Source organism: Bacillus sp. PK6-16, assembly GCF_056530295.1.
Window position 1 is genome coordinate 1,985,382 of record NZ_CP096511.1, and the last position, 14,254, is coordinate 1,999,635.

The 14,254-nt window shown below is 35.3% G+C and carries 13 protein-coding genes and 1 pseudogene; 13 read left to right on the plus strand and 1 reads right to left on the minus strand.

Annotated features, from left to right (window positions below; translation table 11 throughout):
* Positions 1-70 precede the first annotated feature (70 nt).
* From hcp to M1D66_RS10245, 6 genes are all read left to right on the plus strand, one after another.
* Positions 71-1,357, plus strand: coding sequence for a hydroxylamine reductase (gene hcp / locus M1D66_RS10220; RefSeq protein ID WP_088362003.1), 1,287 nt, complete (start codon positions 71-73; stop codon positions 1,355-1,357).
* An 865-nt stretch (positions 1,358-2,222) separates the two neighbouring features.
* Entirely contained in the window at positions 2,223-3,539 is a 1,317-nt protein-coding gene (locus M1D66_RS10225) for a condensation domain-containing protein (RefSeq protein WP_000415478.1), read from the plus strand.
* A gap of 461 nt (positions 3,540-4,000) precedes the next feature.
* Positions 4,001-4,321 (plus strand): PadR family transcriptional regulator, encoded by a 321-nt coding sequence (locus tag M1D66_RS10230; RefSeq protein WP_000429487.1) that lies wholly within the window; start codon positions 4,001-4,003, stop codon positions 4,319-4,321.
* A 75-nt stretch (positions 4,322-4,396) separates the two neighbouring features.
* Positions 4,397-4,738 carry a DUF1048 domain-containing protein gene (locus tag M1D66_RS10235; RefSeq protein WP_000891986.1) on the plus strand — a complete coding sequence of 114 codons (342 nt, stop codon included), beginning with the start codon at positions 4,397-4,399 and terminating at the stop codon, positions 4,736-4,738.
* A 170-nt stretch (positions 4,739-4,908) separates the two neighbouring features.
* Complete coding sequence (locus M1D66_RS10240; RefSeq protein WP_006929456.1) at positions 4,909-5,670, plus strand: ABC transporter ATP-binding protein; 762 nt, start codon at positions 4,909-4,911, stop codon at positions 5,668-5,670.
* Positions 5,671-6,420 carry an ABC transporter permease gene (locus M1D66_RS10245; RefSeq protein WP_000837816.1) on the plus strand — a complete coding sequence of 250 codons (750 nt, stop codon included), beginning with the start codon at positions 5,671-5,673 and terminating at the stop codon, positions 6,418-6,420.
* A 163-nt stretch (positions 6,421-6,583) separates the two neighbouring features.
* Here the strand turns inward: M1D66_RS10245 and M1D66_RS10250 are convergent, their stop codons facing one another.
* Positions 6,584-7,546, minus strand: a complete 963-nt coding sequence (locus tag M1D66_RS10250; RefSeq protein WP_242555224.1) for a helix-turn-helix transcriptional regulator — start codon at positions 7,544-7,546, stop codon at positions 6,584-6,586.
* Positions 7,547-7,655: 109 nt separating this feature from the next.
* Between M1D66_RS10250 and M1D66_RS10255 the strand changes: the two genes are divergently transcribed.
* From M1D66_RS10255 to M1D66_RS10285, 7 genes and pseudogenes are all read left to right on the plus strand, one after another.
* Positions 7,656-8,135: a GyrI-like domain-containing protein gene (locus M1D66_RS10255; RefSeq protein ID WP_000801038.1), complete on the plus strand. Its 480-nt coding sequence runs from the start codon at positions 7,656-7,658 to the stop codon at positions 8,133-8,135.
* 173 nt (positions 8,136-8,308) lie between these two features.
* Positions 8,309-9,793 carry a WD40/YVTN/BNR-like repeat-containing protein gene (locus M1D66_RS10260; RefSeq protein ID WP_074048016.1) on the plus strand — a complete coding sequence of 495 codons (1,485 nt, stop codon included), beginning with the start codon at positions 8,309-8,311 and terminating at the stop codon, positions 9,791-9,793.
* A gap of 105 nt (positions 9,794-9,898) precedes the next feature.
* A pseudogene (locus tag M1D66_RS10265) lies at positions 9,899-10,054 on the plus strand (DUF3963 domain-containing protein); the annotation flags it as partial.
* 151 nt (positions 10,055-10,205) lie between these two features.
* A complete protein-coding gene (locus tag M1D66_RS10270; RefSeq protein WP_140335667.1) occupies positions 10,206-10,838 on the plus strand; it encodes a LysE family translocator in 633 nt (210 codons plus the stop codon).
* Positions 10,839-10,936: 98 nt separating this feature from the next.
* Positions 10,937-11,698 carry a glycosyltransferase family 2 protein gene (locus M1D66_RS10275; protein ID WP_000140997.1) on the plus strand — a complete coding sequence of 254 codons (762 nt, stop codon included), beginning with the start codon at positions 10,937-10,939 and terminating at the stop codon, positions 11,696-11,698.
* A gap of 573 nt (positions 11,699-12,271) precedes the next feature.
* Positions 12,272-12,994: an RNA polymerase sigma factor SigI gene (sigI, locus tag M1D66_RS10280; RefSeq protein ID WP_002082432.1), complete on the plus strand. Its 723-nt coding sequence runs from the start codon at positions 12,272-12,274 to the stop codon at positions 12,992-12,994.
* Positions 12,984-14,225 (plus strand): anti-sigma factor domain-containing protein, encoded by a 1,242-nt coding sequence (locus M1D66_RS10285; protein ID WP_242555223.1) that lies wholly within the window; start codon positions 12,984-12,986, stop codon positions 14,223-14,225. The genes sigI and M1D66_RS10285 overlap by 11 nt, the downstream gene beginning before the upstream one ends.
* The last annotated feature ends 29 nt before the right edge of the window (positions 14,226-14,254 follow it).

Genomic DNA, 14,254 nt, shown 5'->3' on the forward strand with positions numbered 1-14,254 from the left:
ATCACATCACTTTTTTTCAATGGGTATTATGCTTAAGGTGTAATGAATGATTGGGAGAGGGTGGGATGATATGTTTTGTTATCAATGTGAACAAACGCCAACAGGCGGATGTAAAGTAATGGGTGTTTGTGGCAAGAATGAAACGATTGCGAGTTTACAAGATACGATTGTGTTTGGGCTAAAAGGAATTGCAGCTTATCGCACACATGCTGCTCAGCTAGGGTATACGGATGCATTTGTAGATGCTACAACACAAGAAGCTTTATATATGACATTAACAAATTCTAACTTTAACGAACAAGAGCATATTGATATGGCTATGAAAGTTGGGAAATCAGCTTTACGGGTGATGGAGTTATTGGATGAGGCACATACGAATCATTTTGGTGTGCCAGAGCCTGTACAAATTACACAAAATCGTGTAGAAGGTAAAGCAATTGTAGTTACGGGCCATAATTTATTTGCATTAGAAGAACTATTAAAGCAAACAGAAGGAAAAGACATTAATATTTATACGCATTCTGAAATGCTACCAGCACACGGATACCCGCAGCTGAAAAAATATAAACATTTAAAAGGAAACATCGGTAAGGCATGGTATGATCAAAGACGCCTTTTTGAAAAATTTACTGGTGCCATATTAGCTACAACGAACTGTGTTATGCCAATTAAAGGCTCGTACTCTGATCGATTCTTTTCATATGAAATTGCAGGTTTAGAAGGTGTACAAAAAATTGAAAATGATGATTTTACACCATTGATTCAAAAAGCGCTAGAACTTCCAGAAGTACATATGGAGTCGGATGAACAGTTAGTGACAGGGTTTCATCATAATACAGTATTATCATTAGCTCCAGAAATTATTGATGCAGTAAAAGAGGGGAAGATAAAGCGTTTTTTTGTTATCGCCGGTTGTGATGCACCGGGAAAAGGCGGAGAATATTATCGTGAATTAGCAACGTCACTTCCGCCAGAAACGGTTATTTTAACAACTTCTTGCGGGAAATTCCGCTTTAATGATGTGGATTACGGTGTTGTACCTGGTACGGAAATTCCGCGTTACATTGATTTAGGACAGTGCAATAATTCAATTTCTACAGTGAAAATAGCGGCTGCTTTAGCTGATGCTTTTCAATGTGAAGTGAATGAATTGCCAGTAAGTATTGTACTATCATGGTTTGAACAAAAAGCGGTTGCCATTTTACTCGGGCTATTTAGTCTTGGGATTCAAGATATTCGCATCGGTCCAAAGGCTCCTGAATTTATTTCACCTGGCGTGCTTGATGTATTACAAGAAACATTTGGTTTAAAACTAATTACAAATGCAGCAGAAGACATGGCTATGATGTTATCGTAACGGAAAAGATGTTTTCACTTAATTGTGGTTTTATAAATCATTTGTATGTGTGTGAGTAAACGCACATACAAATGATTATTAATAAAGAAAATCGCTATATCTATAAATTTTATAGAGCTTTTAAAGTGTAACACCACATGCCCATCACCTTAAGATTTTAAGTATCCCCAAAACGAAATTTCTACATGAATATCTATAATTTTACCTCTTTTTCATTTGATTTGAAAATAAGCTTTCTATTTTAAAAAACCAACGATACCACCTCAAATTATAGGAATAAAATCCATTCATTTATTAGGAAAATGGATTGAAAATAATAAGGTAGACTAAAAAGTAAAATATTATTTATGATAATCATTCTTTTATAAAATTTAAATTGGAAATAGCCCTACTCATTTTGATTGCGCATTTTCAAAATGGAGGGGCTTTTTTTACTGTAAAATCAATAACTGCATCTTATTTTTGTTGAAAAAATTCTCATTCTTATTTTGAAAGTGATATGGGTACATTTACATGCACATCAATCTTTTATTATGAAGTGGCCCTTGAATATATTGTTTTTTATTGACAGACATAAAAATGATTTATTTGCTGTATTGATAATTTGTAGACGTTATAATAAAATGTTTATGTATATGTAAACTTAATTTATTTTTGTTTGGTTTTATTGTGAGGTTAGGCAGTGTTAATAACAATAAAATAATGAATATATCACCTGCAAAAAGAATGAAAACAATACGGAGAAGATGATTTTGTTAAAAATTCGAAAAATAAGCGTTATTAGCTCTTGAAGAAAAATGACTAGAAAAATTACAAGCATATGGAAAATAGGGTTATACAAAAAGTCCTAAAGGGGGACGGAATTATGGAGAAAAGAAAGTATTCAGTAACACCACAAGATCGAATGAATTATGTATTAGGTCTTTATTCTGCAGATCAACAAATTAATGCAGTTCTTTATTTTCCTGTAGGTATATCTAAGGAAATACTTGAAGAATCAGTAAGGATAACGTTGCAATTGCAACCAGTTTTGAACAGCCGGTTTGTAGAAAATGATATTCCTTACTGGGAGGAACATTCATCTGACACTAACTCATCTATTTGCTTTTTTGCAGAAGGAAATAATCAAGAACTTGAAATAATGGCAATAGATTTTATTAAGGAACCTGGTGATCGTATTCAGGGGCCTATGGTTCAAACGAAATTATTACGGGGCACTACAATAGATATGTTAGTTGTGAAATTGTCTCATCTATGTTCAGATGGTGCAGGAGTCAAGGAATATATAAAATTGCTTGGAACAATATATACTCACCTTTCATTGGGACGGTCTAAGAAGCAAATTATAAAGGAATTTGATGAGGGAAATGAGAGTTGTCGAGATCAATCACATGTATTCAAATACGCTGGAATATCGGACATAAAAAGTGCGTATCGTCCTAACCAAGAACAACAGGCATCGTTATGGTCTTTTCCATCTCAACCTAACAAAAATAAATTTCCCCAAATGTCCGTACGGCGATTGAGCCATAAGCAAACTCTACGTTTAACCCAATGGACAAAAGCACAACAGGTTACCTTGAATGATGTAATCATGACTGCTTACTTCCGAGTTTTATCACATTTCACTGTGTATGCAGAACCTCGCACTGCAGAAAAAATGATTGGTTTGACAATTGATTTACGTCGATATCTGCCTAATAATACAACTGGTGCTATTTGCAACTTATCTGGTATGGAAATGCCAGTGATTAAAATGGAAGACGATGAAACATTTAAGCAGACTCTTGTTCGAGTTAAACAATCAATGGATAAAATAAAGTCTCAAAATCCAGGTCTTTCTTCAGCAGCAGGAATGGAGTTACTGGCAGAAATGAAGCTATCTACAGTGAAGGAAATGTATAATCAGCAATATGAACAGGCTGTACAGATGGGGATGGCGTTGCCATTACTGACAAATTTGGGAGTGATTGCTGAGGAACCTATTCAGTTTGGTCAAATTCAAGCTGAGGACGGGTATATGGCATCACCTATTATGTATGCACCATTCTTTTCAATGGGAGCAAGCTCTTATAATGGAAGGCTTACATTTACGATCGGTTATCATGCGCCGGATACATCAAAAGAAAAGGTAGAAAAATTTTTAGATAGTGTTGCTAATCAACTATCAGAAATAAAATAAAAGAGAATATAGAGAACAGATTTCTAACAGAATTGTATTTTAGGGGCTCGTATCATGTACGGATAATCTCTGGAAATTTTCTCTGACCGCACTTGCCTTTATGCTTTATATGCAATGGGAATGGTAGTGAGAAACAATTTGTATCGTGAAAAAACAAGATATATCGGTATAAAAACAATAAAACAGAGCTGATTTAAATTACACTTTGAATCAGTTCTGTTTTGCTAGTGTGATGGTCCTTACAACAAAAAAGTAGGCTGTATCCGATTAGGGTAAAGCGGATTTTTAATTTTTTTGAAAATAAAGTTGACATCCATAACTACTTAGTCATACAATGTAGATGTAATAAGTGATACTGAATAGTTCGGATTCACAAAAACTGTTCAGTAAAAAATTCGCCTTAGTACTCTGTGATACTGAATATAAGTCAGACAGAATAGGGGGTAAAGGAGGATCAGGACATGGAAAATTTAACTGAAATGCTGAAAGGTTCACTGGAAGGGTGTGTACTGGAAATCATTAGTCGCCGTGAAACGTATGGCTATGAGATTACCCGCCACCTGAATGATCTTGGGTTTACCGAAGTTGTGGAAGGTACGGTGTATACCATCCTCGTACGATTAGAGAAGAAAAAGCTTGTGAATATTGAAAAGAAACCATCAGATATGGGACCGCCTCGTAAGTTTTATTCATTAAATGAAGAAGGCCGCCAGGAGCTTGAATTGTTTTGGGAAAAATGGGATTTTGTATCGTCAAAAATTAACGTCTTGAAGTCAAAATAGGTTCATAAGATAAAATGTTCCGGCCGATACTTTGGGAATTTCTTGTTCGGTTTTATAAAAAAGGAGGAAAATAAGATGTTAGAAATGTTCAAAAAGTTAATTGGTGATAAAAAAGAGTACAAAATGATGATGGCACGAGTTGAGGCTCTGCCAGAGGACTACCAATTTGTATTTAAGAAAATTCAAAACTACATGTGGAATTTTTCAGCGGGTAACGGGATGGATATGTTACACATACAGTATGAATTAATCGATTTGTTCGAAGCGGGTGCAGCGGAAGGAAGACAAGTGCTTGACATTACTGGGGATGACGTGGCTTCCTTTGCTGACGAACTAGTGGCAAATGCTAAAACTTACGTCTCCAAGTATCGTGAAGATTTGAATGAAAGTATTATGAAGAAATTGAGAAAAAAATAAATGGAATAAGTAGTACAGACTGATTAGCTGGTTACACATATGAATTGCCATCATAGCTATTCAGTTATATTTTTAACTCGGTACTAAGTAATACAGAATATCAGTGATACTAAATAGATAGAGGTAAATAAATAGTCTTCGCAAAACATTTTTATAGGGAGGAAAAAAGTATGAGTCATGCAGCGATTTCTGTAAAAGGCTTGAAAAAATCCTTTAAAGATAAGGAAGTTTTAAAAGGGGTAGATTTTGAGGTGCAGCGTGGAGAAATTTTCGCGCTGCTAGGCTCAAATGGAGCGGGAAAGACGACAACGGTCAACATCCTTTCGACACTCATGAAGCAAGATAGCGGTGAAGTAAGTATTTGTGGATTTGATGTACAGAGTCAACCAGATCATGTTCGTCAAAGTATCAGTTTGACAGGGCAGTTCGCAGCTTTAGACGGTATGCTGACTGGGAGGGAAAACTTGATAATGATCGCCAAATTACGTGGTGTTTCCAATCCCGCTCAAGTTGCTGACAATCTACTTGCAAGATTTAGCCTGACTGATGCGGCAAACCAAAGGGCAGATCAGTATTCAGGCGGGATGAAGCGCCGGCTTGATATCGCGATGAGTTTGATTGGGGCGCCAGCAGTTATTTTTCTTGACGAACCAACGACTGGACTTGATCCTGAAGCGCGAATCGAAGTGTGGGATACAGTCAAGGAACTTGCTGGTAGCGGTACAACTATTTTGCTTACGACTCAGTATTTGGAGGAAGCAGAACAACTGGCAGACCGTATCGCTATTTTGCATGGCGGAAAAATTATTACGACAGGTACTCTTGCTGAACTAAAAGAGATGTTCCCGCCAGCAAAAGTGGAGTATATCGAGAAGCAACCGACATTGGAAGAAATATTCCTTGCGATCATTGGAAAAAAGGAGGAGATGTAAATGAAAAGTAAAACAGGTGTATTACTAGGTCGTTTAATGCGTAACATTATGCGCAGTCCGGATACAATTATTACAGTGGCGATTACACCGATTATGATGATGCTATTATTTGTCTACGTGTTTGGCGGCGCAATAAAAACTGGAACGGAAAACTACGTTAATTATTTATTGCCGGGAATTTTGCTAATGGCTATCGCATCCGGTGTAGCTTACACTTCCGTTCGACTATTTACGGATGTAAAGAGTGGGCTGATGGCACGTTTCATTACGATGCCTATTAAGCGCTCATCGATATTGTGGGCTCACGTTCTAACCTCTCTGGTTGCTAATGTACTTACTATCGTGGTGGTTATTCTTGTTGCACTCTTAATGGGTTTCCGTTCCAGTGCTAATATTCTAGATTGGCTCGCGGTAGCTGGGATACTTGGGATGTTTACGCTGGCGCTAACATGGCTAGCTATCATTCCAGGATTGAAAGCGAGGTCTATGGAAGGGGCGACTGCTTACTCGTACCCGCTAGTTTTTCTTCCATTTATTAGTTCGGCCTTTGTGCCTACCGAAACGATGCCAAAAATTGTTCGTGCGTTTGCAGAGAATCAGCCTGTAACTTCAATCGTGAATGCGATTCGTGCTCTTTTATATGAAGGAACTGTTGGAAACGATATTTGGATTGCGCTCGCTTGGTGCGTAGGTATAATGGTCATCTCTTACTTTTTCGCCAGTAAAGCATTTAAACGTCAGTTAGGGTAAGAAACGTGATAAACGAAACCTTCAGGAATAATATATATTTAGAAAAGCACGGGAGATTTTCCGTGCTTTTATTATTTATCATGCTCTCATTGTAGTAAATGAAATGGTATTTAAAAATAGGATAATTATCCAGTGATAAAGCTTAATATTTGAGGCTCACTGCTTATGGAATGTATAAGCACACTCGTTTTTGTAAATCTGCTAATACTTCATCGGGTATTTCTTTGATTTTAATATCCTTCCCTAGAAAAAGCAGCCAATTTATTATTTCCGTCACTTCATCGGGATTGTTAACATTGATAAAAGCTTTTAAAATGGCTGTGGATTGGTAAGGATTAGTATAAGATATTGAAATTTTTAAAGGATGGTATTTTTTGAACTGGGCAATTGCTTTTGGTCCAAGTTCAAGTACCAAGTTGATTATTTCGTCCTTCTTACTTAGTTTTTCTAAAATCTTTTTCTTATTTAGCCTTTTGTTCGTCGTGTATGGTTCGATATTAATGAGATCATCGACAGGAAACATCATCTTCTTTTCTTTTTTTAAGTCAAACCCTTCAATGATCCAATGGCTTTTTTCTTGATAAAGGTGCAATAGATAAATTGGATAAGTCTTGATTTCTTCATCTTCTTTAATGGTAATCAATAAATGGTTATCCAAAAGAAGGATTTGAATGAGTTTTTCTAACATAGGATGGGGGAGATCAGAAAGCTCAAGTAGATCGGGATTATGAGGGTTAGTCCCTTGGAAAAGCAAGAGTTGATTTAAAAGAACGAGATCATCTTGCTGGGTTTCTGAGATGAGTCCTAGTAGTTTTTCGGCTAAAGATTGACGACTCTTTAGGTAGGGAAGTTGTTGATTCCTCGTAGCCATAAAGGCAATAAAAAGAGCTTTCACTTCATTATCAGTAAAGCGAACAACGGGCAGGATAGAGTTGTGCATAACAAAATATCCCCCGGACCTCCCAACTTCAGCGACAAGTGGCATTCCCATAGCTTCAATTTCTCTAATGTCTCTAATAGCTGTCGACCGTGATATGTTAAATTCTTGTATAATTTCAGAAATTGTAAAGTGAGAGCGGTTGTTGATATACCGCATAATTGTATTAATCCGTTCAACTTTTTTCATTTTAGTCTCCTAAACAGTATCATTTTTTGATATGGTTTAAAGGTATTATAAACGTATCAGATGAAAAGATAAATCGTTTGATTAATAAAAAAAGAGGCAGGTTTTGCATATGAAAAATTATACGATAGAAGAAAAAGATAGCTTTATTGTGTTAGGTATTGGAACTGAAATTAAGAGTGAATACACAGACTTTGCTGGAATAAATAAAGAAAAGGAAGACTTTTGGTCGGCTGTTAAAGAAGATGGAAGGCTGGACACTTTAAAAGCTTTAGCGACAAATGAATACATTTTTTCCGTGAGCGAAGCGGTGAATAACAAAATGATGTATTATGCGGGTGTCATGACAGAAGCACAAATAGAAGAAGAATCTAGAGTAATCCAGTTTCCGAGGGGAGAATACTTAGTAGTGAAAGGGGAGGACAAAACGGCTGAAGAGCTAAGTAATAAGTTGACTGGTATCGCCTTCGGTCAAGCTTTACCAGATGCAAATGAGTTTGCTTATGTTGGTGGACCAAATACGACGGTTGAGATGGGGAAAAGAAACGGCTTAGTGTTTGGTGAAATGTGGATTCCAGTTGTTAGGAAGTAAAGTGATAAAAGGTACGAATATGGGAAGTAGAGGCTAACAATCTTGGATTGTTGGCCTTTTTAACATGAATATAATATTCATATGTCTATTGTATTTTTTGCGGCAAGATTAAATAGCTTTTTTGTTACTTTACAATAAAGTATACTTAATATCAGTAATTCATGTAATTAGGGGTGGTTTCTATATTTAGAGAAAATACAAAAAGGATACTTCTGTCATTAGTAACAAATCCAATACTAATAATTGTATATGGGATTTTTTGTTATGAGTTGGCCTTATACTGTAAGTACGGAAGAATGAATTATAATATTTACATTTTGTTATTATGTATAGTACTTTTTATATCCATAACTACATTTACTACAATGCGGGTGATAAAAAATAGAGAATATGAATCTAAAAAATTAACAAATTCAATAGCATGGAGATCCATTTCTATTATCATTATTGTTGCAATTACATCATTTTATGGGATGCAGATTTATAAAAGTGCAATAAATTACAATGGTAAATTGGCATGGTTTATAGAAAAGTTAAAACATGAAAGGTCAGTTAAACTTAAACATAATAATATATATAAGTCTGGAGTAGAAGGTATTTTTGAAGATATAAATAAAAAATATCCTTTGCCAAAGAAATTGTATATGGCAACTGATTTTGATCTTACATTTCATTCAGATGGAACAATCACAGCGTTTGATACATTTGTTTATGGGAAAAATGATGATGGGAAAGAAGAAACTTATTTAATCTCTTATAATAAGAAGAAGTCAGAAGATATTACTATAATACGAGACGGATACGCAAAGCCTGATTATAATGATGATAAATTAGTAGAACCTTTAATTGAAACGGTTAAGGCGATTCCAGTTAAGCAAACGGTTAGAAAATGGAATGAAAGTAAGTATGGGTTGATTTATTATGGAAAAAGAAATTGGGGATCCAATACAGAGGGAATTATTAATATTACTGAGGATGGTAAGGGGCAGAGTCTTAAAAAAGCAGCTTCTGATATCATTGGATATACTGTATCTATATTTGTCCCTGGAAAAGAGCAAGAGCTAGTCCCTGCTAGATATAATTTAATAAGTGACGCAAGTTGGAGTAAATCAAAGACGCCTCCAAAAGAAGATATGCTTAAAGAGAAGAAACAACAAGATTTAAAGAATGAAAAAGAACAGTTTTTCCTATCGAAAGAAGTTGGTTATAAACTAAATATGACAGATAAAGCATTAGGGAGCGCCTTTTATTCATTAAGCAAGACTAGTGATGAAGGGAAAACATGGGAGGTTATCAATCCAGACCCATTTAATGGGGGGATTGGTAGTGTATCAGGAATCACTTTTATAAATGATAAACTTGGGTTTTTAGGAGCAATTAGGCCTTCTGGTAATGAAGGAGAGTTATATCGCACAGATGATGGGGGAGTATCTTTCAAAAAGGTAGAATATCCGCCGCATGAAGTGAAATTAGATCATACACAGTCCACAATAAGTCCTTTTGATTCACCTAGTATGCCATATGAGAAAGATGGGGTTTTTAATATGTTAGTTGGACAAGGGGCAGATGGAGACTACAATGGCGATAGTAGTGCACTTTATCAATCAAAAGATAACGGAGAGACATGGGAATTTGTAGAAGAAGTGAAAAAGAAATAATCAGAATTTTTTTGAAAAATAAGGTAACTACTTAGCTATACATTTTATTTAGAAGTTTGGTAAGGGGTATAATTCCAGCCATGAAGATAAAAATGGACCTATACCTCGCTGCCTTTCTTTGTTTTATTTCTTATGCTTACTATCAACGCTATATTTATAGAAAGGTATTTTGGTGATATACAAAAATGGATTCGAAATATCACATGTTGTTTTGCTTTATTTGTAGTGGTTTTAGTAGCTCTATGGATAGGGTACTCTTAGATCCTTACTTAAGAGAATGAGAAGTATGTGATTACAATACATTCGATCCGATAATATTACTTAGCTGCATCGTTTTATATTAATCTTTTCTCTCCTCAATCATGATAAAATGTACAATAGGAAATTTATGTAAAATAAAGGGGGAAGGTTTATGGTCAGCCTGAGTACATTGGTAGCTTTTGCAATTGTTTCGCTTAGCATGGTTTGTTCACCTGGGCCTAATATGATTTACCTCATTTCCCGTTCCATTACGCAAGGACGTATGGCGGGATTTATTTCTTTATTGGGCATCATGCTCGGATTTGTAATCTATATAATCGCAACTATGTTTGGACTTACAGTTCTATTCGTTGCTGTTCCCGCTGTATATGAAGCAGTAAAGTGGGCAGGTGCTGCTTACTTACTGTGGCTTGCCTGGAATTCGATTAAACCGGGTTCTACATCTATTATGGAACCTCGTATGATTTCTAATGAGCCACCAAGGAAATTATTTCTGATGGGACTCATGACGAATCTTCTGAATCCAAAGATTGCTATTTTGTATGTATCACTTCTACCTCAATTTGAAGATCCAGAGAAGGGATCGTTGCTTTTTCAAGGTGCAGTTTTGGGGCTTACGCAAATCACTGTTAGCTTTATAGTTAACCTTGTAATTGTATGTACAGCAAGTAAAATTGCAAAATGGTTTGGCACACGTCCGACGTGGCTACGAGTACAGCGTTGGCTTATGGCAAGTGTTTTAACGGGGCTTGCTGTACGTCTTGCTTTTGAACGTCGACAGTAAGAGCCTCTTTACCTTCAGTTTCTATAATATAACCTAATAAATATTAATATAATTTATGTATAGTAGATATTTACCTTATAAAATAAGGGGGGAATATTATGACTGAGACAAACGAATCTTTAGAAGTTAATTTGAAAAAAGATGTGAAGTTTTCTATTATAATTCCTGCGCATAATGAAGAAAAGTACATTAGAAAATGTTTAGATTCAATTGCAAAGGCATCAGAGGCATATAAAGAGCAAACGGAAGTTATAGTTGTTTTAAATCGTTGCACAGATCAAACAGAGGAAATAGCAAAATCTTATAATTGTGTTACATTGAAAAATAACGATAAAAACTTATCTAAAATTCGAAATGCAGGGGCTAAAATAGCTAATGGAGAAATAATCGTCACTATAGACGCTGATACCATAATGACAGAGTCTATGTTGTCTAATGTAGATAAATATTTAGCTTCAGGTAAATACATTGGTGGTGGGGTAAATGGGAAGTTTGAAAGAATATCTTTAGGAATATTTCTCTCCGCAATGTTAATCATAATCCCCTTACTTTTTAAGTACGGAGCTATATCTGTAGGGATTTTTTGGTGCTATAGAAAAGATTTTATGGCAATCAACGGATTTAATGAAAACATGCTTATGGCAGAAGATGCAGATTTCGCTAAACGTTTAAAAGAGTGGGGAAAGAAAAATAATAAGAAATTCGGTACTATTAAAAATGGAATGATAACTTCATGCAGAAGATTTGATACATATGGAGACTGGACTTTACTTAAAAATCCAAAAGTAATTTTAGCTTATCTAAAAGGAAATGATAGAAAATACGCAGATAAGACATATTATGATAACCAAGAAAGATGAAAATGGAGAAAATCTGCAGGGGAGAGCTAGTACTTTTTTAGATATAATGAGAATCCAACTTAATTTAATAGATATTATAAGAAAACCATCAATTTGATTACCCTTTTTCAAATTGATGGTTTTTATTTTTGAAATAAATATGTATTTTTTTATAAAAATATTTTTTGACCCCCATAAAACTTTGTACTCCTCCGAATATGTATAGTGAAAAAAATAAATAGAAGAAAAATGACTATGAAAGAATATAGAAGTATTAATAAAATTACTAGATTAAGTGGCATCCAAAACGGAAGGATGAAATTACCAATTATATAGAGAAGAGTTATTCAAGGATTGCAGATAAAATAGAAAATGAATAAGCAAAACGAACGGTAGAAAATAAGAAAGTAGATAAAAATACAAACTTAACTTTAGTGCCGAGAGAAAAGGAAAAATCATTAAGAAAACGTTAGACTCTAAAAATATAACTAACAGCAAGAAAACAAGACCGAAGAAAAGTACCAAGAAAATCTGGTTAAATGGTCACTTTTGTAGTGGCCATTTTGCTATTTGAAGGAGGCTGGGAGATTACAAGTGTTGAGTTTAGTAATGAAGATCTTAAGAAAACCGAAAATAGAAGATATCGTATGTAACATACAAAACAACGAAGAAGATAAAGAAGCGTTTATCGTACAGTATCAGCCTTTTATTAGAAAATCAATCTCATCTGTCTGCCGCCGATATATTACAGAACAGGATGATGAATATAGCATTGGATTGTTTGCATTTAACGAAGCAATTGAACAGTATTCCTATACAAAAGGAAAATCCTTTTTAGCGTTTGCTGATCTTCTTATAAAAAGAGATGTAATTGACTATATACGTAAGGAGTCTAAACATAACTTTGTCTTTTTAAAAGAAGATGAGCAAGAGGAAATGTTAGAAATGCAAGTGTCGCTTACGGAGTATATGAAAGAGATGGAAAATAGTAACCGTAAGGAGGAAATTCTTCATTTTCAAAGTGTGCTAGCTGAGTTTAAAATCACATTCTCAGAGCTTGCTAAAGAATCTCCTAAGCATCGTGATACGCGTGAGCACTTAATAGAAATTGTAAAAATTATTATAAAAGAAGAGGAAATGATGGAAGAGCTGTTCCGAAAGAAAAAGTTACCGCTTAAACATATTGAACCGCGTGTTAGGGTAAGTCGTAAAACGTTGGAACGACATAGAAAATACATTATTGCAATGTGTATTATTTTTGCAAACAACTATACATATATTCTGGATTACATAAGAGGGGAAAAGCATGATGAATAAAGGAATTGTGATGGATATAAAAAAGCATAGCGTAGTTGTTTTAACACCAAATGGAGAGTTTATTACGTGTAAAAGAAAAGGGGATTCTTGCATGATCGGGGAGGAAATCTCATTTGATGAGCAAGAACAAAAAGTATCGCATTTTTCGATCCCTTCCTTTTTAAAACCTGCATCAATACTTGTTGCTTGTTTTCTATTTGCAGTGCTGTTTTTCTACAACCAACCAGAAGAAAAAGTATTTGCTTACGTCTCAGTTGATATAAATCCAAGTTTAGAGGTGAGCGTAACGAAGGATTTTCGTGTTATAGATTTACAGGCTTGTAATGATGATGGAAGGCGTATTTTAAAAGAATTGAAGCAATGGGAAAATAAACAATTACAAGAAGTAATACGTACTATTATAAAGCAAAGTCAAGAGGATAAGTATTTAACGAATGATAAGCAAGTTATGCTAACAGCAGTTGCAAAGGACAAGGCGCTAGAACCACAGTTAGAAAAGGCAATGAAAGAATTGAAGAAAGAATATGAGTTAAAACATATTACAGTTGAATATCAAAGTAGCACGATGCAAGTACGAGAGAATGCTAGAAAAGCTGGAATTGGCACAGGTGTCTATATAAAGCAAGAGAATGAGAAAAACAAATCGCTTACGCCTCCTGCCACGCCGCCTAATCCGGTGGGAAATGAAGAAGAGGTGCAATCACAGCCGGAGTCATCTCCTGATGCATCAGTGGATTTATCTCCTGTAGACGAAAAAAAATATGAAAAGCAAGAGCAGAAAGAACAAAAGAAAACAGAGGAACAGCCATCGAAGCAAATAAAAGAAAACAATGGAAGAGGATCTCAGCAAGAAAATAGAGGGAATCAACAGGAGAATAAAAGTAGAGAAGCTCAACAAGGAAATAATGGAAATGGGCAAGGGAACAACGGAAGAGGATCACAACAAGGAAATAATGGAAATGGGCAAGGGAGCAACGGAAGAGGATCACAACAAGGAAATAATGGAAATGGACAAGGGAACAACGGAAGAGAATCACAACAAGGAAATAATGGGAACGAGCAAGGAAACAACGGAAGAGGGTCTCAACAAGGGAATAATGGAAATGGGCAAGGGAACAATGGCAGAGGATCCCAGAAAGAAAATGGTGGAAACGAGCAAGGGAACAATGGTAGGGGGTCTCAACAAGAAAATAGAGGCCACCAGCAAGGGAATGAAAAGAAGAATCAATAGAATATGGAAGTGAGAGATTCATTTCAAAG

Coding starts and splice junctions, on each gene's coding strand:
- M1D66_RS10255 (WP_000801038.1), top strand. CDS start 7,656: ATGAAAAATTATACGATAGAAGAAAAAGATAGCTTTATTGTGTTAGGT.
- M1D66_RS10230 (WP_000429487.1), top strand. CDS start 4,001: ATGGAAAATTTAACTGAAATGCTGAAAGGTTCACTGGAAGGGTGTGTA.
- M1D66_RS10235 (WP_000891986.1), top strand. CDS start 4,397: ATGTTAGAAATGTTCAAAAAGTTAATTGGTGATAAAAAAGAGTACAAA.
- M1D66_RS10285 (WP_242555223.1), top strand. CDS start 12,984: ATGATGAATAAAGGAATTGTGATGGATATAAAAAAGCATAGCGTAGTT.
- hcp (WP_088362003.1), top strand. CDS start 71: ATGTTTTGTTATCAATGTGAACAAACGCCAACAGGCGGATGTAAAGTA.
- M1D66_RS10250 (WP_242555224.1), bottom strand. CDS start 7,546: ATGAAAAAAGTTGAACGGATTAATACAATTATGCGGTATATCAACAAC.
- M1D66_RS10240 (WP_006929456.1), top strand. CDS start 4,909: ATGAGTCATGCAGCGATTTCTGTAAAAGGCTTGAAAAAATCCTTTAAA.
- M1D66_RS10275 (WP_000140997.1), top strand. CDS start 10,937: ATGACTGAGACAAACGAATCTTTAGAAGTTAATTTGAAAAAAGATGTG.
- M1D66_RS10270 (WP_140335667.1), top strand. CDS start 10,206: ATGGTCAGCCTGAGTACATTGGTAGCTTTTGCAATTGTTTCGCTTAGC.
- M1D66_RS10225 (WP_000415478.1), top strand. CDS start 2,223: ATGGAGAAAAGAAAGTATTCAGTAACACCACAAGATCGAATGAATTAT.
- M1D66_RS10245 (WP_000837816.1), top strand. CDS start 5,671: ATGAAAAGTAAAACAGGTGTATTACTAGGTCGTTTAATGCGTAACATT.